16 protein-coding genes and 1 tRNA gene are annotated in these 21,143 nt (G+C 64.4%); 7 read left to right on the top strand and 10 right to left on the bottom strand.

All coding sequences use genetic code 11. The annotated features are described in order from the left end of the window. Positions 1-18 precede the first annotated feature (18 nt). Positions 19-1,233 (top strand): tyrosine--tRNA ligase, encoded by a 1,215-nt coding sequence (tyrS, locus tag C7I55_RS15445; RefSeq protein ID WP_106513929.1) that lies wholly within the window; start codon positions 19-21, stop codon positions 1,231-1,233. A gap of 44 nt (positions 1,234-1,277) precedes the next feature. Here tyrS and recG read toward each other — a convergent pair whose 3' ends face one another. Continuing rightward, positions 1,278-3,338, bottom strand: coding sequence for an ATP-dependent DNA helicase RecG (gene recG / locus C7I55_RS15440; protein WP_106513843.1), 2,061 nt, complete (start codon positions 3,336-3,338; stop codon positions 1,278-1,280). A gap of 71 nt (positions 3,339-3,409) precedes the next feature. On the opposite strand from recG, the gene C7I55_RS15435 reads away from it, so the two are divergent. Both C7I55_RS15435 and mfd read left to right on the top strand, forming a co-directional pair. Beyond that, positions 3,410-3,676, top strand: coding sequence for an FAD assembly factor SdhE (locus tag C7I55_RS15435; protein ID WP_106513842.1), 267 nt, complete (start codon positions 3,410-3,412; stop codon positions 3,674-3,676). Continuing rightward, on the top strand, positions 3,677-7,132 hold the full coding sequence (gene mfd / locus C7I55_RS15430) for a transcription-repair coupling factor (RefSeq protein WP_106513841.1): 3,456 nt from the start codon (positions 3,677-3,679) through the stop codon (positions 7,130-7,132). 564 nt (positions 7,133-7,696) lie between these two features. On the opposite strand, the gene C7I55_RS15425 is transcribed toward mfd, so the two are convergent. Next, positions 7,697-8,095 (bottom strand): hypothetical protein, encoded by a 399-nt coding sequence (locus tag C7I55_RS15425; protein ID WP_106513840.1) that lies wholly within the window; start codon positions 8,093-8,095, stop codon positions 7,697-7,699. After that, the gene (locus tag C7I55_RS15420; RefSeq protein ID WP_199192836.1) at positions 8,095-10,128 is read right to left on the bottom strand and encodes a putative bifunctional diguanylate cyclase/phosphodiesterase; all 2,034 of its coding nucleotides are present in this window, start codon (positions 10,126-10,128) and stop codon (positions 8,095-8,097) included. Before C7I55_RS15420 ends, C7I55_RS15425 begins: the two co-directional genes overlap by 1 nt. A 189-nt stretch (positions 10,129-10,317) precedes the next feature. Between C7I55_RS15420 and C7I55_RS15415 the strand changes: the two genes are divergently transcribed. The 3 genes from C7I55_RS15415 (at position 10,318) to C7I55_RS15405 (ending at position 12,091) form a co-directional block, all read left to right on the top strand. Then, complete coding sequence (locus C7I55_RS15415; RefSeq protein ID WP_106513839.1) at positions 10,318-11,100, top strand: NAD kinase; 783 nt, start codon at positions 10,318-10,320, stop codon at positions 11,098-11,100. A gap of 76 nt (positions 11,101-11,176) precedes the next feature. Continuing rightward, positions 11,177-11,251, top strand: a tRNA-Asn gene (locus C7I55_RS15410). Positions 11,252-11,458: 207 nt separating this feature from the next. Continuing rightward, entirely contained in the window at positions 11,459-12,091 is a 633-nt protein-coding gene (locus tag C7I55_RS15405) for a hemerythrin domain-containing protein (RefSeq protein WP_106513838.1), read from the top strand. Positions 12,092-12,175: 84 nt separating this feature from the next. Here the strand turns inward: C7I55_RS15405 and secA are convergent, their stop codons facing one another. Then, the gene (gene secA, locus C7I55_RS15400; RefSeq protein ID WP_106513837.1) at positions 12,176-14,905 is read right to left on the bottom strand and encodes a preprotein translocase subunit SecA; all 2,730 of its coding nucleotides are present in this window, start codon (positions 14,903-14,905) and stop codon (positions 12,176-12,178) included. Between the two features lie 142 nt (positions 14,906-15,047). Between secA and C7I55_RS15395 the strand changes: the two genes are divergently transcribed. Beyond that, positions 15,048-15,491 (top strand): GFA family protein, encoded by a 444-nt coding sequence (locus tag C7I55_RS15395; protein ID WP_106513836.1) that lies wholly within the window; start codon positions 15,048-15,050, stop codon positions 15,489-15,491. A gap of 19 nt (positions 15,492-15,510) precedes the next feature. Here C7I55_RS15395 and C7I55_RS15390 read toward each other — a convergent pair whose 3' ends face one another. The 6 genes from C7I55_RS15390 to eno form a co-directional block, all read right to left on the bottom strand. After that, the gene (locus C7I55_RS15390) at positions 15,511-15,972 is read right to left on the bottom strand and encodes an EF-hand domain-containing protein (RefSeq protein WP_106513835.1); all 462 of its coding nucleotides are present in this window, start codon (positions 15,970-15,972) and stop codon (positions 15,511-15,513) included. Positions 15,973-16,047: 75 nt separating this feature from the next. After that, entirely contained in the window at positions 16,048-16,707 is a 660-nt protein-coding gene (locus C7I55_RS15385; RefSeq protein ID WP_106513834.1) for a squalene/phytoene synthase family protein, read from the bottom strand. A 49-nt stretch (positions 16,708-16,756) separates the two neighbouring features. After that, entirely contained in the window at positions 16,757-18,163 is a 1,407-nt protein-coding gene (locus C7I55_RS15380; RefSeq protein WP_106513833.1) for a pyruvate dehydrogenase complex E1 component subunit beta, read from the bottom strand. Next, complete coding sequence (pdhA, locus tag C7I55_RS15375) at positions 18,163-19,224, bottom strand: pyruvate dehydrogenase (acetyl-transferring) E1 component subunit alpha (RefSeq protein WP_106513832.1); 1,062 nt, start codon at positions 19,222-19,224, stop codon at positions 18,163-18,165. The genes C7I55_RS15380 and pdhA overlap by 1 nt, the downstream gene beginning before the upstream one ends. A gap of 166 nt (positions 19,225-19,390) precedes the next feature. Next, positions 19,391-19,708 (bottom strand): FtsB family cell division protein, encoded by a 318-nt coding sequence (locus C7I55_RS15370; RefSeq protein ID WP_106513831.1) that lies wholly within the window; start codon positions 19,706-19,708, stop codon positions 19,391-19,393. Between the two features lie 141 nt (positions 19,709-19,849). Next, entirely contained in the window at positions 19,850-21,136 is a 1,287-nt protein-coding gene (eno, locus tag C7I55_RS15365; protein ID WP_106513830.1) for a phosphopyruvate hydratase, read from the bottom strand. Positions 21,137-21,143 lie beyond the last annotated feature (7 nt).

Here is a 21,143-nt window from a genome sequence, read left to right as displayed (position 1 = left end):
ATGCTAACCGGCGCGGCCATGACCTACCGTTCCGATCTCCTTCGCCTGCTCGACGAGCGCGGTTACATCCACCAGCTGACCGACCCCGAAGGCCTCGATGCCCTCGCGGCGAAGGAGATCGTGCCCGGCTATATCGGCTTCGACGCGACCGCGCCGTCGCTCCACGTCGGCTCGCTCGTTCAGATCATGATGCTGCGGCGCATGCAGCAGGCCGGCCACAAGCCGATCGTGCTGATGGGCGGCGGAACGTCGAAGATTGGCGATCCGAGCTTCAAGGACGAGGCGCGCAAGCTGCTGACGGGCGAGGCGATCGACGCCAACATCGCCTCCATCAAACGCGTGTTCGAACGCTTCCTGACCTTCGGTGATGGCCCGAGCGACGCGATCATGCTCGACAATGCCGAATGGCTCGACAAGCTCGAATATATCCCGTTCCTTCGCGAGATCGGCCAGCATTTCTCGGTCAACCGGATGCTGAGCTTCGATAGCGTCAAGCTCCGCCTCGACCGCGAGCAGTCGCTGAGCTTCCTGGAATTCAACTACATGATCCTGCAGGGCTACGATTTCCTCGAGCTCTCGCGCCGCGCGGCTTGTCGCCTGCAGCTCGGCGGTTCGGATCAGTGGGGCAATATCGTCAACGGCATCGAACTCGCCCGGCGCGTAGACGGCACCCAGGTCTACGGCCTGACCACACCGCTGATCACCACCGCCGACGGCGGCAAGATGGGCAAGACAGTGAACGGCGCCGTATGGCTCAATGCCGATCAGCTCGGCCCCTACGATTACTGGCAGTTCTGGCGGAACAGCCAGGATGCCGACGTCGGCAAGTTTCTGCGCCTGTTCACCGATCTGCCGCTGGACGAAATCGCACGGCTGGAGCGGCTCGAAGGCAGCGAGATCAACGAGGCGAAGAAGATCCTCGCCGATGCCACTACCGCGATGGCGCATGGCGAGGGCGCGGCCCGGGAAGCCGCCGAGACCGCACGAAAGACCTTCGAGGAAGGCAGTGCCGGCGAGGCGCTGCCGTCTCTCAAGGTCGAGGGCGAGATCATGCTGGTCGACGCGCTGATCGGACTCGGCCTCGTCGGATCCAAGAACGAAGCACGGCGGCTGATCACCCAGGGCGGCGCCAAAGTGAACGGTGAGAAAGTGGACGAGGACGGGCCGGTTTCCGTCGTCCGGGACGTGCGCATTTCCGCCGGCAAGAAGAAGCACGGCATCCTGACGCGGTAGTCAGATCTTCCCGTTCTGGGGGGAAAAGACCTCATCGACGTGGCTCATCCGCTCCGCAGCAGCTCTACCGCGGCGTCCCGCTCCATCAGGTAGAGCAGCACCCGCGCCGACTGGCCGCGTGGCGCATCCAAGCCGCCGTCGCGGTCGACGAGCAGCCGCGCATCGTCGCTCGCCATCTGCGCGAGTTCCTGGATCTGCTCGGGCCCGGCGAGTCGGAACACGGCCTCGCCGGATTGACGGGTGCCGAGGATCTCGCCCGCGCCGCGGAGCCGGAGATCCTCTTCGGCGATGCGGAAACCGTCATTGGTCTCGCGCATCAGCGCGAGCCGTGCGCGGCCGGTTTCGCTCAGCGCATTGCCGCGCACCAGCAGACAGACCGAGCGCCCCTCGCCCCGCCCGACACGCCCGCGGAGCTGGTGAAGCTGGGCAAGGCCGAACCGCTCGGCGCCTTCGACGATCATCAAGGTCGCATTTGGGACATCGACGCCGACCTCGATCACGGTCGTCGCGACCAGAACGGAAATCTCCGCGCGCTGGAACGCCGCCATGACGGCATCCTTTTCGGGACCCTTCATCCGGCCGTGAACGAGGCCGATCCGGCCGGCACCGAATTGCATCCGCAGCGTCTCGGCGCGATCCTCCGCCGCGGCTTGGTCCGAATTCTCGCTCTCCTCGACAAGGGGGCAGACCCAGTAGGCCTGACCGCCGCCGTGAATGTGGCGTCCGAGCGCCTCGACGATCTCCGGCAGCCGATCGCAGCTCATCACCCGGGTTTCGATCGGCTGCCGCCCAGGCGGCATCTCGTCGAGGCGGCTGACGTCCATCTCGCCATATTGGGTGAGCGTCAGGGTGCGCGGGATCGGAGTCGCCGTCATCACCAGCAGATGCGGCGGCCGTTCCGACTTGCTCGCCAGCATCATCCGTTGGGCGACTCCGAAGCGATGCTGTTCGTCGACGACGGCGAGGCCGAGACGGCGATATTGTACCGCCTGCTGGAAGATTGCGTGGGTGCCGACGAGGATGTCGATCGATCCGTCGGCGAGCCCCATCAGCGTCGACTCGCGGGCGCGCCCCTTCTCGCGACCGGTGAGAATGGCGAGGTTGACCGGCAGCCCGGCGAGCTGCCGGCCGAGCGTCTCGAAATGCTGGCGCGCGAGGATCTCGGTCGGTGCCAGCAGCGCCGCCTGCGCACCCGCCTCGACCGCGATCAGCATCGACATCAAGGCGACCAGCGTCTTGCCCGACCCGACATCGCCCTGGAGCAGGCGCAACATCGGCTGGACCTGCTGAAGGTCCCCTTCGATCTCGGTGATCGCGCGGCTCTGTGCGCCGGTCGGCGCATAAGGCAGCTTCAGCGCGCCGCGGAGCCGATCGTCGCCCTTCAGCGGCTGTCCGCGCCGCTTTCGCGAGGAGGCGCGCACCAGCATCAGGGCGAGCTGATTGGCGAAGATCTCGTCGTAAGCGAGCCGCTCCCGCGCGCCACCCGCACCGGGAGCCGCATGGGCCTGGCAAAGCGCGTCCTGCCACCGGGGCCAGCCCCGGGTCGAGAGCACGCTCGGCTCGATCCATTCCTCGAGCTCCGGCAGGCGGGCGAGCGCCTGACCGGCAAAGTCGGCGAGGCGGCGGTTTGTCAGGCCTTCGGACAGGCTGTAGACTGGTTCGCGCTCGGGCAAAGCGGTCGCCTCCTCGGGCGGAAGCGCATAATCCGGGTGGACCATCTGCAGCTCCGTGCCCCAGCTGTCCATCCGCCCCGAGACGATCCGCGGCTCGCCGAGCGGCAGCTGCTTTCGTGCCCAACCCGGATTGTTGAAGTAGGTGAGGGTCAGCACGTTGCCGGCGCGGTCCTGGGCGATCACGCGGAACGGCCCCCTACCCCCGCTGGCGCGGTAATCCACCGGTGTCACTTCGACCGTCACCACACGTCCTGCATCCGCCATCTCGATTGTGTCGACTTTCTTGCGGTCGATCCAGTTGACCGGAAGATGGAAGAGGATGTCGACGACGCGATCGAGGCCCAGCCGCTTCAGCGGCTTGGCAAGACCGGGGCCGACGCCTTTCAGCGCCTCCACTTCGGCGAACAGCGGATTGAGAATATCGGGGCGCATAACTAGATGGGCGTCGTACCAACGCCGATCGGGATCCGAAAGCCCGCGCGGACTTTCTCCTATGGAACCCCATGGATCGCGAACCCCGCCTCAAACGTCTCCGCTTCCGCGCCTGGCATCGCGGTACCAAGGAAGCCGACATGCTGATCGGCGGCTTCTTCGACGCCTATGGCGAGAGTTGGGACGATCACGAGATCGATTGGTTCGAGACTCTCCTTGAGGAGCAGGACGTCGACATCATGGCCTGGGCGATCGGCACCGCGCCGCCCCCAGCTGCGTTCGACGGCGAAATGATGCGCCGCCTGCGGATCATAAACTATATAAAGCACCCGGAATAAGTGACTGATCTGAAGCGCATTCTCTCGGCCGACAGGCCGATCACGCTGGCCGGCGCTCCGGCCGGATTCCTGCCCTGGCTCGCCGCCGATCTCGCACGCGCCGCAAAAGGCCGCGCCGTCTTCATTGCGCCGGACGAAGCGGCGATGCGCCATATCGCCGACGCCGCCGCCTATTTTGCGCCCGAGCTCGACGTGCTGACCTTCCCGGCCTGGGATTGCCTGCCTTACGATCGCAGCTCGCCTTCCCTCCGTTCCTCGTCGGAACGACTGGCAACACTGCACGCGCTTCAGCACAAGAGCGACAAACCGCAGCTGCTCGTCACCACCGTCAACGCGGCGACCCAGCGGACGCTGACCCCCTTTCGCATTCGCCAGCTCGTTGCCCGGCTTGCGCCCGGAGAGCGCATCGATCTCAAGAAGCTGACCGGCCTGCTGACCGCCAACGGCTATCACCGCACCGACACGGTGCAGGATGCCGGCGAATATGCGATCCGCGGCGGCCTCGTCGATCTGTATCCGGCGGGCGAGACCGAGGGCCTGCGGCTCGACTTCTTCGGCGACGAGATCGAGAGCGTGCGACGCTTCGATCCCGCCACCCAGCGCACCAGCGGCAGCGTCGACGGCTTCACCCTGCTCCCCGCCTCCGAAGCGTTGCTGGACGAGGATAGCATCAAGCGTTTCCGCTCCCGCTATCGCGAGAAGTTCGGCGCGACCGCAACCGGTGATCCGCTCTATCAGGCGGTGTCGGACGGACGCCGGCAAGCCGGTCTCGATCACTGGCTTCCGCTGTTCGAGGAGCGGCTTGCGACTTTGTTCGACCATCTCTCGGCCGACGATCTCGTCGTCCGCGACGCCCATGATGCCGGGGCGGTGGATGCGCGCTTCGAGGCGATCGCCGATTATTACCAGAACCGTACCCGCGCCCAATCGTCCGATCCGGGAAGCTATCGTCCTCTCGAGCCGCAGACCTTGTATCTCGATCGGAGCGAATGGCAGTCGATCATCGACGATCGGCCGCTTCATCTCGCAACACCCTTCCATGAGCCCGAAAGCGCGCTCGTGCTCGATTTCGAGGTGGACGGCGCCCGCGATTTCGCGCCGGAGCGATCGCAGAACCTGAACGTCTACGAAGCGGTGGTCGAGCATGTCGCCTCGCTGCGCCGCGGCAAGAAGAAGGTCGTCCTCGCCAGTTACTCGGTGGGCGCGCGCGAGCGACTGAAAGGCCTGCTGGCCGACCATGGCCTCAAGAAGGCGGTCGAAGTCGACAATTGGCAGGAAGCGCAGGGTGCGGCGGCACAAGGCTCGGTCGCGCTCGCCGTGCTGCCGCTCGATCACGGCTTCACCACCACCGATCTCGCGCTGCTGACGGAGCAGGACATGCTCGGCGATCGCCTCGTGCGGCGCCGCAAGCGCAAGAAGTCGGCCGATGCCTTCCTCAGCGAACTCGCCACGCTGTCGCCCGGCGACCTCGTCGTCCATGCCGATCACGGCATCGGCCGCTACGAGGGCTTGACCCAGATTCCGGTCGGCAAGTCGCCGCATGATTGCGTCGCGCTCGAATATGCCGGCGGCGACAAGCTCTACGTTCCGGTCGAGAATATCGACATCCTCTCGCGCTACGGCAACGAGAGCGATGGCGTGACCCTGGATCGCCTCGGCGGCGAAGCCTGGCAGCGCCGCAAGGCGCGGATGAAGGAGCGGATCCGGGAAATCGCCGGCGAGCTCATTCGAACCGCCGCCGAACGCGCTCTCCGCCCTGCCCCGACGGCCGAACCGGATACCGGCTTCGCCGCCTTCGTCGACCGCTTCCCATACGAGGAGACCGAGGACCAGGAACGTGCAATCGGCGACGTCGTGGACGATCTCGCAGCCGGCCGCCCGATGGACCGTCTCGTCTGCGGCGACGTCGGCTTTGGCAAGACCGAGGTTGCGTTACGCGCCGCCTTCGTCGCCGCAATGGCGGGAATGCAGGTGGCGGTGGTCTGCCCGACCACCCTGCTCGCCCGTCAGCATTACAACAATTTCGTCGAGCGCTTTCAGGGCTTTCCGATCGAGATCGGGCGCCTGTCGCGTCTGGTCACGGCCAAGGAGGCGAAGGAGACCAAGGACCGGATTGCCGCCGGCACGATCGACATCGTCATTGGCACCCACGCGATCCTCGCCAAATCGATCGAGTTCCGCAACCTCGGCCTGGTCATCGTCGACGAGGAACAGCGGTTCGGCGTCACCCACAAGGAACGGCTGAAGGCGATGAAGGCGGACGTTCACGTCCTGACTCTCACTGCGACGCCGATCCCGCGCACTCTGCAGATGGCGATGTCTGGGCTCCGCGAACTTTCCGTGATCCAGACTCCTCCCGTCGACCGGCTGGCTGTGCGCACCTATGTAATGCCTTGGGATCCGGTGGTGCTGCGCGAAGCGCTGTTGCGCGAGCATTATCGCGGCGGGCAGGCCTATTTTGTCGCGCCCCGGGTGGCGGATCTGCCCGACATCGAACAGTTCCTGCGGGACGAGGTGCCGGAGGTAAAGTTCATCGCCGCCCACGGCCAGATGGCGCCGACCGAGGTCGAGGAGCGAATGAGCGCCTTTTACGATCGGAAATATGACGTGCTGCTGTCGACCACGATCGTCGAGAGCGGCCTCGACATTCCTTCGGCCAACACCCTGATCGTTCACCGCGCCGACCGCTTCGGACTTGCCCAGCTCTACCAGCTGCGCGGCCGCGTCGGACGCTCGAAGACCCGCGCGTACGCCTATTTCACCACCCGCGAGACCCGGACGGTTACCGAAGCGGCCGACAAGAGGCTGAAGGTGCTCGCCAATCTCGACACGCTCGGAGCAGGCTTCCAGCTCGCCAGCCACGATCTCGATATTCGCGGCGCCGGAAATCTGCTCGGCGACGAGCAATCGGGGCACATCAAGGAAGTCGGTTTCGAGCTCTACCAGTCGATGCTGGAAGATGCGATCCTGGAGGCGAAATCCGGCGGCAAGCTGAAGCCCAGCGACGATTTTTCGCCGCAGATTACCGTCGATGCGCCGATCCTCATACCCGAGGCCTACGTCCCGGATCTCGATCTGCGGATGGGCCTTTACAGACGCATGAACGAGTTCGAGGCGGCCGCGGAACTCGAGCCGTTCGCCGCCGAGTTGATCGACCGGTTCGGAAAGCTGCCGGAGGAGACCGACAACCTGCTCAAGGTCATCGAGATCAAGCTCAATTGCCGCCGCGCCTCGGTGATCAAGCTGGACGTCGGCGCCAAGGGTGCGCTCGTCCACTTCCACAATGATCGCTTCCCCGATCTGGAAGGACTGATCGCCTATGTACAACGGCTTAAGGGCACGGCCAAGCTGCGGCCCGACAGCAAGCTCGTGATCTCGCGCAACTGGCCGGATCCGGCCTCGCGCATCAATGGCGCCCTGCAGCTGTCAAAGGGACTTGCACGCATCGTCGGCTGAGGCGAAATGATTCGACTCAGTCGCTGCGCATTACTGAAGGCACTCGATGATATCCTGCGCTGACGCGAACTCGGGTCCATCCGTGCTCTCCCTCACCGCCACCAAAGCGCCAGGTACGCCGGACCGCTTCAATGAGTCGTCCATCCATTTCCGGACTTCCGGTAGTGCCAAGTAGTCGCGCTTGGAGTGGCCGTTCTGAACCGCCCAAGTGCACGCAGGCGAACAGAGGGTCGTCTTGGACAGCGTATGGATCATAGCCGGGCGGAAGCGGTGCGAACTGCAGGGTGACGTTCCGGAGCGGAATGGAAGTTCTTGAGCAGAGGCGCTGTTGCTCGGGTCTCCCATCTCCATGTTCTGCTGCGTCGATCATCGGATTCCAGCGGACGGTGACGGGCATGGCTGGATCCGAGAGCCAACACATGCAGTGGCTTATCGAGGGCCACGAGGCGACCAATATGGAAAGCTGGATTGCGGTGCCCGCAAAGGAGCACATCAGGCCTCCGGCTTTTGCGATAAACGCCATACAATGATGTTACATCGTAACAACTGAGCGCAAGCAGAGCGTCAGAGCTTCACCACCTCCGCTTCCTGTCCGACCCTTTCTTCCCACACAGCCTCGCGGTACATCTCGAACGTGCCGTCGAGATCGGCAAGGCTCCAGACCCCGCTGATGGTGTTGCCGTCACCGGAGAGTCGGCCGACATAGTCGACCGCGTGCGCGGCATCGCTGGCGCCATCGTAGGTCTTGGTGAAGTCGACCTGGCGGCCCTGGCGGCTGCCGGACAGGATGGCTTCCAGGCTGTCGCTGGACGGGCCCATGGTATTCGGCTCGATGATCGTGCCCGACAGCGCGCCACCCTCATCCTCGATCCGGGCGAGGAACGGCGTGGTGACGCCGCGGCGCGCCGGATAGGAGAAGCTTCCCATCCAGAGGCCGCCGATGTTGAGCGATTTGGTCGCCATCAGCCCTCGACCAGTATCGCCAGCCTTTCGGCATCGACCGGCGGCGAGCACAGGAAGCCCTGGTACAGCGTGCAGCCTTCCTGTGCGAGAAGCGCGAGTTGCTCCTCGGTTTCGACACCCTCGGCGATCACTTCAAGGCCGAGCGAGCGTGACATGTCGATGACGCTGCGCACCACCACCTGATCGCGGGCACTGCCGCTGATGTCCTCGACCAGCCGCTTGTCGATCTTGAGGTAGTCGAGCGGCAGGGCCTTGAGATAGGCAAGGCTCGAATAGCCGGTTCCGAAATCGTCGATCGCCATCCTGAGCCCACTCTGGCGGAGCTGGGCAAGGAGATTGCCCGCCTTGGCCAGATCCTCGATCAGCCCGCTTTCCGTCACTTCCACGGTGAGACGATCGGCGGGAAAGCCGGTCTCATCGACCATCTCGACGAATTGAGCGGCAAAATTCGGCCGGACGATGTCGGCCGCCGTGATGTTCACCGAAAGCCTAAGATCTCCGAGCGAGGCGGGCCACGCCGCGGCTGCGGCAATCGCCTTGCGCTGCACGTGGTCCGAGAGCTGGACGAGATAGTCGGAACGCTCGGCAACGTTGAACAGGGTGATTGCTCCCAGCTCCCCGAATTGCGGATGCCGCCAGCGCGCCAGCGCCTCGGCACCGACAATGCGGCGCGTTGCAATCGAGACTTGCGGCTGGAACAGGATCTCGATCTCGTCCTGATCGAGCGCACGGCGAAGATCGATCTCGAGCCGGTCACCGAGCGCGCTGTCGCTGGCGGCATCGGCATCGAGCACGCAGACCGGCCCGGCTTCCGCCGCCTTCGCTTCGGCGAGTGCGGCACTGGCGCGGCGGAGGAGGCGCATAGCGTCGTCGCCCGCCTCGGCGGCGACCACGCCGACGCGGCTGCCGAGGGTGACGACGTGGTCGCCGGACATGAACGGTCGGCCGATCGCCTCGACCAGCTGTCCGGCAAGAAAACGGGCTTCCGCGAGGCTGGCCGGCGCGGCGAGCAGTATCGCGAATTCCGCCCCTGCGATCCGGGCGACGAGGCGCCGGCGACCGTCAGGATCAACGAAACGCTCGATGCGACGACCGGCGGCCTGGAGGACGGCGTCTCCGGTCTCACGTCCAAAGGCGGCATTGATCGCATCGAAGCGGCTGACCGCGAGTAGCAGCACGACCAGCGCCGGATCCCCCTCGCCGCGGATCAGCTGCGAATCCATCCAGGCACGCGCCGACCGCGCATCACGAAGGCCGGTCATCGCGTCGCGGGACGGTGTGCCCAAGCCTCCCGGGGAGACGGGCGCGATCGCCTCGGTCTGCCCGACCACCCCATCCGCTTCGACCCGCAAGCGATGCGCGAGACGGACACCGCCGCCGCTAACATCGGCGTGGGCGAAGCCGGTGGATTCCCCGGTGGCGAGCAGCCGATCGACGGCGCCTCTGGCCGCTTTTCGTCCGTCCGCATCGAGCTTGCGAAACAGGTCGAGAAGGCTGATGCGCCGCCCCTGTTCCTCACCGAGCCCAGCGCGGCGCGCGAGCGCGGGGCTGAGCTCGACCGTTCCGGAACCCGGCTGCCAGCGCCATGAATTCGGCTGACGCGTCGTCCCGGGTTCATCGGTCCTTCGCCTGGCGCGGCCACCGCCTACCCTCTCCGCGAAACGCCCGGCGAATTGCACCGCTTGCAGCAATTGCGGCTCGGTGAACGGGCTGACCAGGAAGTGGGTGGCACCGGACGCGTAAAGATCGTCGAGGGCGGCTTCGTCGGTGCGCGACAGCAGAACCAGCAAGGCGGCGCTATTGGTCTCCGCGCAATCGGCAAGCGCGCGCACCGCCTCTCGGCCCTCGCGCAGCGCACCCCGGGCATCGACGATCGCCACGAGGGCACCGGACGCGATGAAGCGGCTCTCGGCATTGTCGGCTCGCCGTGCGGCGATCGGGTGCCAGCCCGCCCGCTCCGCAGCAGCCGTGAGTTCGTCGCGATGGCGGAACGAAAGGATGAACAGCGGCGCCGATCCGCCCGCAGGCCGCATTTTCAACTCCTCCTTAGCCCGCATCTGATCCACCGCGCCCGGTCTACTCTCGGCTGGGAGCCTCAACAATCGGTTTAGATACTGTGATTCGTATTGGCACAGTCCAGACCCCCACGCTCGTAGCCAGGTAGGACGCCATCTCGCAGGCTTTGCTTGCCGCAGGCGGCGGCACGGCCTACCAAGCCGAGGATGACGGCCGCCGCGGACAGACCCACCGCCCTTCTCGCCTCGGACACCGAGGCTGCACAGGAAGCAGAGGCCGAGCTTCGGCGCCATTACGCATTCGTCCCGCTCAAGGAGGCGGAACAGATCATCGCTCTGGGTGGCGACGGCTTCATGCTTCACGCGCTTCACGAGATGCTGCGCAGCGGGCGTATCCTGCCGGTGTTCGGGATGAATCTCGGCACGGTCGGCTTTCTGATGAACGAGTGGCAGATTGACGGGCTGCGCGAACGCGTGAACGTGGCCAAAGCCTTCAAGGTCGCACCACTGCGCATGGAGGCGGTAACGATCCGCGGCGACCGGGTGGATCATCCCGCGATCAACGAAGTCTCGCTGCTGCGCGAAACCCGCCAGACGGCGTGGATCGAGATTTCGGTCAATGGCCGGGTGGTGCTGCCGCAATTGGTCTGTGACGGCGTGCTGGTCGCGACCCCTGCCGGTTCCACCGCCTACAATCTGTCCGCACAAGGCCCAATCCTGCCGCTCGGTTCGAACCTGGTCGCCCTGACGCCGATCAGCCCCTTCCGGCCCCGTCGCTGGCACGGGGCGCTGATCCCCGATGAATTCAGCATCGTCTTCCGTGCCATCGACCCGTCTAAACGTCCGGTATCGGCGGTGGCAGACCAGCGCGAGGTCCGCGAGATCGAACGTGTGACGGTCTGCGTCGACCGCACCCAGGAACTCACCTTGCTGTTCGACCCCGATCACGCCCTCGATGAACGGATCACGATGGAGCAATTCGCAGTCTGAAAAAACCGCACAACACAGGCTTGCGCGCTCCGGAAAGTTGCGGCATAGGCCCGCCACACCCTGAGGGTCTGGTCATTCCGGCGTAGCGCAGTGGTAGCGCAGGAGACTGTTAATCTCTTGGTCGTAGGTTCGAATCCTACCGCCGGAGCCACCAGGCACTCAGGGTGTTGAACAGAGAAGCCCCGGTTTTCCGGGGCTTTTTCATGACCGGGCGAGATCTAGTCCTGGATTCTGGGCTCGCCGCTTGCCGCCGCCTTCGTTTCCTTGATCCATTCCGGCGTCATCCTTTGCCCTCCCCTAGCCGGAACATTGTCGCTCTCCTGCGGGTTCCAGCGCCAACATTTACGAGGAGGGCCATATGGCAACCAAGAGCGAAACCAAGGGAAGCGGCAAGTCGCGCACGAGCGGCAAAAGCAATGGCGAGAATCAGGGCGCGTTCGGCTTCGGCAGCGGCAATACCGGTGTGCTCGTCGGCGCAGCTATGGCCGGCGCCGCTGTCGGCATCGCCGCCAATGTCGGCCGGAAACTGTTCGTGCAATTCACGAGCGGCGCCACCGGTGACTGGTTCGACGCCCTGAAGACCGAACATGCGCTGACGCTGGCGATCTTCGACAAGATCGAGGCCACCGACGACAATCAGACCATGATGCGTTCGCACCTGCTGATGAAGCTCAAATATGCGCTGACCAAGCATGCTATCGAGGAAGAGAATGTCATCTATCCGGCGCTCCGCCAGGCCAACAGCACCCATGATGCCGATGCGCTCACGGCCGAGCACGGTTATGTGAAAACCTATCTCTACGAGCTTGAGACCATGCCGAAAAACAGCCCGGAATGGCTGGCGCGGGTGCGCGACTTCCGCGCGATGATCGAAGAGCATATCCGGATGGAGGAGAATGAGGTGTTTCCCGCCTTCCGCAAGCTGATGTCCGACGATCAAAATTCGCGGCTGACCGCGCTGATGAACAAGGAAGGCTTCAAGGTCGCCTGATCCGCTACCGACGAGGCACTGAAACGGAAAAGGGCCGGCGCGGGATTTCCCGCACCGGCCCTTTCTCTTGTCCGGGGCGTCAGCTCAGGCGAGCTGGCCGTGGCAATGCTTGTATTTCTGACCCGAACCGCATGGGCACGGCGCGTTCCTGCTGACCGGAGCTTCGGCAAGGTCCAGCCCCGCGGGCAGTTCCGGCCGCTCGATCTGAAGCGGCGGCAGGCGCGACAACACGTTGCCGGTCGACCCGTCGATATCTGCCGTGTCATCGTCGCCGGTCAGCGGATCGATATGGTGGGTGATGAAGTCCGGCAGGTCCGAATATTCGGGCTCCGGCTCCGGCATGGTGATGGTCGCCAGCGCGAGGGTGCGGGTCACGTCCTCGCGGATCGCAATCAGCATGCGCTCGAACTGCTGGAAGGCTTCCCGCTTATATTCGTCGATCGGCTTCTTCTGCGCGTAAGCGCGCAGATGGATGACTTGGCGAAGCGCGTCGAGCATCGCCAGATGCTCCTTCCAGTGATGGTCTAGCGACTGGAGCAGGATCGATTTCTCGACCTGGATGAAGCTCTCGGTCGGAATCGTCGCCTTCTTCTCCTCGATTTGCGCAGCGGCCATCGCCTGGATGCGCTCGACGAAGATCTCCGGATCGATCGCCTCTTCCTGCATCCACTCCTCGACCGGCGGCTCCAGGCCGAACACTTCGAGCATGCGCGTCTTCAGGTGGGCGATATCCCATTGTTCGGGATAGGTGTTGGGCGGGCAGGCCTCCCCAACGATCGCGTTCACCGTCTCCGCGCGCATGTCCTCGACGACGTCACCGATCGTGTCCGCGTCCATGATGTCGGAGCGCTGCTCGTAGATCACCTTGCGCTGATCGTTCATCACGTCGTCATATTCGACGACCTGCTTGCGGATGTCGTAGTTGCGTGCCTCGACCTTCTTCTGCGCGGTCTCGATTGCCTTGGAGATCCAGGGGCTGACGATCGCCTCGCCATCCTCAAGATTCTTGTTCATCAGGCGCGCGAACATCGTCTGTGGGCCGAAGATGCGCAGCAGATCGTCATCGAGCGAGAGGTAGAAGCGGCTGAGCCCCGGATCGCCCTGGCGGCCCGAACGGCCGCGCAGCTGGTTGTCGATGCGGCGGCTTTCGTGCCGCTCGGTGCCGAGGACGAACAGACCGCCGGCGGCGAGCACGCGCGCTTTCTCCTCCTGAACTTCCTGCTTGATCCGCTCGACCGCTGCGTGGCGATCGGGCCCCTCCTCCATGTCCGACAGCTCGTCGTTGACCCGGAACTCGACGTTGCCGCCGAGCTGGATGTCGGTGCCGCGGCCTGCCATGTTGGTCGCGATCGTCACGGCGCCGAGGCGGCCAGCCTGGGCGACGATATGGGCTTCCTGCTCGTGATAGCGGGCGTTCAACACTTCGTGGCGCACGCCTTCGCGCTGCAGGAATTCAGCGAGCAGTTCCGATTTCTCGATCGAGACCGTGCCGACCAGTACCGGCTGGCCGATCTCCTGCTTCTCCTTGATCGCCTTGGCAATCGCGGCGAACTTGTCGTTCTGGTTCTTGTAGAATTCGTCGTCCTCGTCGATCCGCTTCACCGAGACGTGGGTCGGAATGGTGACGACGTTGATCTTGTAGATGTCGTAGAATTCAGCCGCCTCGGTCGCCGCAGTGCCGGTCATGCCGCCAAGCTTGGGGTAGAGCCGGAAATAATTCTGGAATGTGATCGAGGCGAGCGTCTGGTTCTCGGGCTCGATATTGACGCCCTCCTTCGCCTCGACGGCCTGGTGCAGGCCCTCGGACCAGCGTCGGCCCTCCATCATGCGGCCGGTGAACTCGTCGATGATGATGATCTTGTCGTTTTTGACGATGTAATCGATGTCGCGCTTGAACATGACGTTCGCGCGCAGCGCCTGGTTCAGGTGGTGGACGACGACGGTGTTCTCGAAGTCGTAGAGGTTGGAGCCGAAAAGCAGCCCGGCATCCTCGAGCAGCCGCTCGATCTTTTCGGTACCATCCTCGGTGAGCACGACAGAGCGCTGCTTCTCGTCGACCTCGTAATCGATCGGATCGAGCGTCTTCACGACCGCATCGACCGACTTGTAGAGTTCCGACTTGTCGTCGGTCGGGCCGGAGATGATCAGCGGCGTGCGCGCCTCGTCGATCAGGATCGAATCCACCTCGTCGACGATCGCGTAGTTAAACGGTCGCTGCACCAGCGACGCGCGATCATATTTCATGTTGTCGCGCAGATAGTCGAAGCCGAACTCGTTATTCGTGCCGTACGTGATGTCGGACGCATAAGCCTGGCGACGCTGGTGATCGGACAGGTTTGGAACGATCACACCCACCGTGAGACCCAGGAAGCGATAAACCTGGCCCATCCAGTCGGCGTCGCGGCGGGCAAGATAATCGTTGACCGTGACGACGTGTACGCCCTTGCCTTCAAGCGCGTTCAGATAGGTGGCGAGCGTCGCGACCAGAGTCTTGCCTTCACCGGTCCGCATCTCGGCGATCTCGCCCCGATGCAGAACGATGCCGCCAATCATCTGGACGTCGTAATGGCGCTGGCCGAGCACCCGCTTGCCGGCCTCCCGGACGGTGGCGAAGGCTTCGGGAAGAATGTCGTCGAGATCCTGCCCGTCAGCGAGACGCTGCCGGAAGATGACCGTCTGGCCGCGAAGCTCGTCGTCGGTCATTGCGGAGATGGTCGGCTCGAACCCGTTGATACGGTCGACAATCTTGCGCAACGAGCGCACGTAGCGATCGTTGGACGATCCGAAAATGGCTTTGGCAAATCCGCCAAACATGGGCGATCCTAATCTTCTTGAATGCGGGCCACGCGCAAGACGCGGCAGTGCGCCGCCCCCCTTGCAATCGTTGCTGGCGATGTAGGGTTGGCCCTATGGCAAGTCAATTGACGCGCTTGCTGCGCCCGCTTACCCCTTGGCCATGAACGACCTTCTGACCGGCGGCTGTGCTTGCGGAGCGGTCCGCTACCGGCTGGAGAGCGAACCTTTCGATACCGGCTATTGCCACTGCCGTACCTGCCAGCTGAACTCCGGCGCGCCGGCCATGGTCTTCTCGTCGGTACCCGCCGACGACCTCGTCTTCACCAAGGGAGCCGACCGGGTGAAGACCTTCAAATCGTCCAGCTTCGGCTTCCGCCGGTTCTGCGGAGACTGCGGGACCCCGTTCACGATGGAGGTCGATCACCAGCCCGAGACGGTCGATTTCAGCGTCGCGACGCTCGATGATCCCAACGCGGTTGTGCCGGGCTTCCACATCTTCTGGGCAAGTCGGATTGGCTGGTTCGACCCCGCCGACACACTGCCACGACACGCCAAGTTCCGCCCCGACACGCGCGGTCTTGAAGGCACCGACCCGCCAACCTGAACGAGTGGCGAAGGCCTTGTCAGCAGGCGCAGACCTTCGGTTTCGCCTTGGTCTTGGGCTTCGTGGTTGCGAATTCGGCAGGGCTGAGCGAGGCCGACCTGTCCTTGTCAGCTTCGCCGAATTTCTCGTTGGTTGAAGCGGACCATTCCTCGAATGCCAGACGACCGTCGCTGTTGGTGTCGAGACGGGCGAACGCCTTGCGACGCGGCAGGTACAGTTCTTCGAGCGTGATCTTGCCGTCCTTGTCCTTGTCGGCGCGCGCGAACCGCTTCTCTTCCTTGCTCGTCTCGGTTGCGGCCGGTGGCGTTGCGGCCGGTTCGTCGCCGCGTGCGTCTTCCGTCTGGTCGGCGGCGGAGAGCGCCGCTAGAGCCTTGGGCGCCTTGGGGATCGGATTTTCCGCCGAGCCCTGGCTCTTCCACAGGAAGAAGCCGGCAATGAGGAAAAGCAAGACAGAGGCAGTCCCGGTCGCATAACGAAGCATCGCTCTTCTCCCGCTGGAGCACGCTTCACACCCGCCCGCATCGGACGACACGACCGAGTCTAGAACAAAACGGGGTCAAATACCAGTGAGACGATGACGTAGCATCCGAAGCATGCGTCGTGGTGCCCCTTGCTCTTCCCAGCGCGGCCGATCGATCTCCGCATCGCGCGCGGCGAGCGAAGCCAGCATGCCGAGCGGCCGCAGGCGCGAGGGCCAGCTAAGCCGCCGGAGCCGTTCCCGTGCGCCGGCGACGGCCGCATCGGCATCGGGCTGATTAGCGCTGTGCCGCGCGAGATCGATCAGCGCCCAGGCTTCGCCGGCGCTCTCCATCCGGGCATCAGCGCTTTCGCCCAGCAATCGGGCCGTATAGCGGAACAGCCGGCCGCCGCGCGCCGCGGCGTAGAGGGCGAGATTTTCCTCGCTGAGCACGTCAGGGGTCAGCAGCACCGACCACCCCTCCTCCATCGCGGAGAGCTCGGCGCCGCTGATGCCGTTCGGCAAGAGAAAGGTCTCGGCAGATTGCAGACCGGGTTCGGCGGGGGCACGCTGGCGATCGAGCTTCTCGAGCGATTCGCGCCACCAGGCGAGCTTGATCTGGCTGATCAGCGGCTCCCGGCCGCCGGAGAGTGCATTGCCGAGGGCCAGATCCAGCTGCCAAAGCGCCTCGACGGCGCTCCGTCGGGCGGCAGGAATGTAGCTGAGCGCCAGGACGCGGTCGCGGTCGAGTTCTGCCATCGCGCGCTCCTGGCATTGCAGAGGGGGCGTCGCCGCCCCCTCCTGCGGATCAGCGGTAGCAGACCTTTTTCGCGGCCGCGACGACGCGATCGATGTCGATCAGCGCCATCTTCTCGAGATTGGCGGCATAAGGCAGCGGCACGTCCTCATTGGTGACGCGGAGAACCGGCGCATCGAGATCGTCGAACCCCTCTTCCATCGCGGTCGCCATCAACTCGGCAGAGATCGAGCAGACCGGCCAGCCTTCCTCGACGCAGACCATGCGGTTGGTCTTGGCGAGCGAGCGAAGCACGGTTTCCTTGTCGAGCGGGCGCAGGGTGCGAAGGTCGATCACCTCGGCTTCGATCCCGTCCTCGGCAAGCTTGGTCGCAGCGTCGAGCGCCACTCCGACGCCGATCGAATAGCTGACGAGGGTGACGTCCTTGCCCTCGCGCGCAACCCGCGCCTTGCCGATCGGAAGGACATAATCGTCGAGCTTGGGAACCTCGAAGCTTTGGCCGTAAAGCAATTCGTTCTCGAGGAAGACCACCGGATCCTCGGAGCGGATTGCCGCCTTGAGCAGCCCCTTCGCGTCGGCCGCCGAATAGGGCGCGATGACTATCAGGCCAGGCACGCTTGCATACCACGGACCGTAATTCTGGCTGTGCTGGGCGCCGACGCGCGCAGCGGCGCCGTTCGGGCCGCGGAACACGATCGGGCAGCGCATCTGGCCACCGGACATGTAATTGGTCTTGGCGGCCGAGTTGATGATGTGATCGATCGCCTGCATGGCGAAGTTGAACGTCATGAACTCGATGATCGGCTTGAGTCCGCCCATCGCCGCACCGGTGCCGACGCCGGCAAAGCCATATTCGGTGATCGGCGTGTCGATCACCCGTCGATCGCCGAACTCTTCGAGCAGACCCTGGGTAACCTTGTAGGCGCCCTGATATTCGGCGACTTCCTCGCCCATCACAAACACGCGATCGTCGGAGCGCATTTCCTCGGCCATCGCGTCCCGAAGCGCTTCCCGGACGGTCTGGCGGACCATCTCCGTGCCTTCCGGCACCTCCGGTTCCACCTGCAGGCTGGCCGGCGCTTCGCCCTTCTTCGGACGCGTGCTCACCGTCGCCTGCTGGGCCTGCGCCTCCTCGGCCGGCGACGCTGCGATGTCGGCCGCCTGGCCGCCGCTCGCGCCCTCATGGGCAGCCCCGGCGACATTGACGGCATCTTCGCCCTCGGCCGCGAGGATGGCGATGACCGTGCCGACCTTCACTTCGTCGGCGCCTTCGGCGACGAGGATCTTGGCAACGACGCCTTCGTCGATCGCCTCGAACTCCATCGTGGCCTTGTCGGTCTCGATCTCGGCCAGGATGGTGCCGGAGGTGACGCTATCGCCCTCCTTCACCAGCCACTTGGCAAGGGTTCCCTCCTCCATCGTCGGGGAGAGAGCGGGCATCTTCAGTTCGATCGGCATCAGTAGGTCTCTACCAGTACATCGGTGTAGAGTTCGGCAGCTTCCGGCTCGGGGCTCTGCTCGGCGAAATCGGCAGCTTCCGTGACGATCTTCTTGATGTCGGAGTCGAGCTTTTTGAGCTCCTCCTCGCTGACACCGGCCGCGGCGAGCTCGCGCTTCACCGCCTCGATCGGATCGGACTTGTCACGGACCGACTGGACTTCCTCGCGCGACCTGTACTTGGCCGGATCGGACATCGAGTGGCCGCGATAGCGATAGGTCTTGAGTTCGAGCAGGATCGGGCCCTTGCCGGAGCGCACCCAATCGAGCGCGGTTGTGGCGGCGCCGCGGACGGCAAGCACGTCCATGCCGTCGACCTGAAGGCCAGGGATCCGGAAGCTTTCGCCGCGTCGATAGAGCTGGTCCTCGGCGGACGCGCGATTGACGCTGGTGCCCATGGCATATTGGTTGTTCTCGATCACGTAGATGATCGGAAGCTTCCAAAGCTCGGCCATGTTGAAGCTCTCATAGACCTGGCCCTGGTTGGCCGCACCGTCGCCGAAATAGGCAAGACAGACGCCGCCGTCGCCGGAATATTTGTGCTGGAAGGCAAGGCCGGTGCCGAGGCTGACCTGGGCGCCGACGATCCCGTGGCCGCCGTAGAATTTATGCTCGACGCTGAACATGTGCATCGACCCGCCCTTGCCGCGGGAAATGCCCGCAGCGCGTCCGGTGAGCTCCGCCATGATCACCTTCGGATCGATGCCGTAGGCGAGCATGTGACCATGATCGCGATAGCCGGTGATCACCGAATCCTTGCCGGGCTCCATCGCCGACTGCAGGCCGACCGCGACCGCCTCCTGGCCGATGTAGAGGTGGCAGAAACCGCCTATCAGCCCGAGGCCGTACAGTTGCCCCGCCCGCTCCTCGAAGCGGCGGATGAGCAGCATCTGCCGATAATATTCGAGCAGTTCCTCGCGGCTCGCCTGGTGGCGCTGCGGCTCGGGAGGCCTTTCACGATTGTGGGTTGGCGGGGGAGGTGAACCGGTGTCGTCGCTGGCGCGCGTTGCTGCCTTGGCCACTGTGGAGCTATCCTGTCCTTAGGGGTCCGTCTGGGGTGCGGGCTCTATGGCGGCAAACGTGCCGGTGCGCAACGTGTGCTGGCGCCGGTCGCTACGGCACGGCCGGAAGGCGCGGAAAAGCGGGCTCAGGCGAGCCCGCGACACGCGGAAACGATGTGGACCGATCTCAGTCCTTGATGGGGATGATGACTTCGTCGGGCCGAACGAGGCCGAGCTCCCGTCGGATCATCTCGTCGGCGAGATCCGGATCCACATTCTTGGGATCGAGCAACGCGGTCCGCTGGGTGAGGCGGGTGCGCTCGACCTCCAGCTGGGCAAGCTCGACCTGCCGTTCCTGCTTCAGACGGCGGTAATCGCCCCAGCTCAAGATGCCGTTGGCGCCGATCACCGCGTAGCCGAGAAAATTGGCGATGATCAAAATCGCAAGCGCCGGCAATGCCGCGCGGCGGATCGTTTCGACCGTATTTCTTCCGACTGACTTCATGAACTCACAGAATCAGGAAAAGCTCTGCGAATCAAGTCTTTTGCGCAGCTTTACGGGAAAATACCGACCTTTGGCCCCGCGCTTGCGCCGAGTTGGGGACTGCCGCCGCGATCCGCACGGCAGCCCCCGCCGAATGTGGCCTCAGCGGCGCAGCGAGGCGAAGATTTCACGCCCCGCATAATGCGCGATCCCACCCAGCTCTTCCTCGATCCGGATGAGCTGATTGTACTTGGCGAGCCGGTCCGAGCGGGCGAGGCTGCCGGTCTTGATTTGACCGCAATTGGTGGCGACCGCGAGGTCGGCGATGGTCGTGTCTTCGGTCTCGCCCGAACGGTGCGACATTACCGCGGTGTACCGCGCCCGCTGCGCGGTCGAGACGGCCTCGAGCGTCTCGGACAAGGTACCGATCTGGTTGACCTTGACCAGCAGCGAGTTGGCCAGGCCCCGCTCGATGCCCATTGTCAGACGCTTGGGATTGGTGACGAACAGGTCGTCTCCGACCAGTTGGACCGAACTGCCGAGACGATCCGTCAGCAGTTTCCAGCCCTCCAAATCGTCTTCGCCCATGCCGTCCTCGATCGAGAGGATCGGATAATCACGGGCGAGCGCGGCAAGATAATCGACCATCTCGGCGGGCGAGAGGACGCTGCCCTCACCGTCCAGATGATAAGCGCCGTCGCGGAAATATTCGGTCGCGGCGCAATCGAGCGCAAGCACGACGTCATCGCCCGTCTTGTACCCGGCCTCCTCGACCGACTCCATGATGAAGTCCAGCGCGGCGCGGGCGGAGGCAAGGTTCGGCGCGAAGCCGCCTTCATCGCCGACCGCGGTGGCGAGGCCGGCGGCGTGCAAGCGCTTCTTCAGCGTATGAAAGATCTCGGCACCGCAGCGCACTGCTTCCCCCAGTGTCGGCGCGCCGACCGGCATCACCATGAACTCCTGGAAGTCGATCGGATTGTCGGCATGGGCACCGCCATTGACGATGTTCATCATCGGCACCGGCAGCACCTGCGCGGAGACGCCCCCGACATAGCGGTAGAGCGGCAGGCCCCGCGCATCCGCAGCGGCCTTGGCGACGGCCAGGCTGACGCCCAAGATCGCGTTGGCCCCGAGCCGCGATTTGTTCTCGGTCCCATCGAGCTCGATCAGCAGCGCGTCGATCTCGCTCTGATCCTCGGCTTCGAGGCCGTTCATCGCCGTGGCGATCTCACCACGGACCGATTCGACAGCCTGGGTGACGCCCTTTCCGAAATATTTTGACTTGTCGCCATCGCGCTTCTCGACTGCTTCGTGCGCGCCCGTCGAGGCGCCGGACGGAACCGCGGCACGGCCGCTGCTGCCATCCTCGAGAATCACCTCCACCTCGACCGTCGGATTACCGCGGCTGTCGAGGATCTGGCGGGCGTGGACGTCGAGGATGGCGGTCATTGTTACG

Origin of the sequence: Allosphingosinicella deserti (assembly GCF_003012735.1) — a bacterium.
GTDB lineage: Bacteria > Pseudomonadota > Alphaproteobacteria > Sphingomonadales > Sphingomonadaceae > Allosphingosinicella > Allosphingosinicella deserti.
This window is presented reverse-complemented; position numbering and strand designations above follow the sequence as displayed.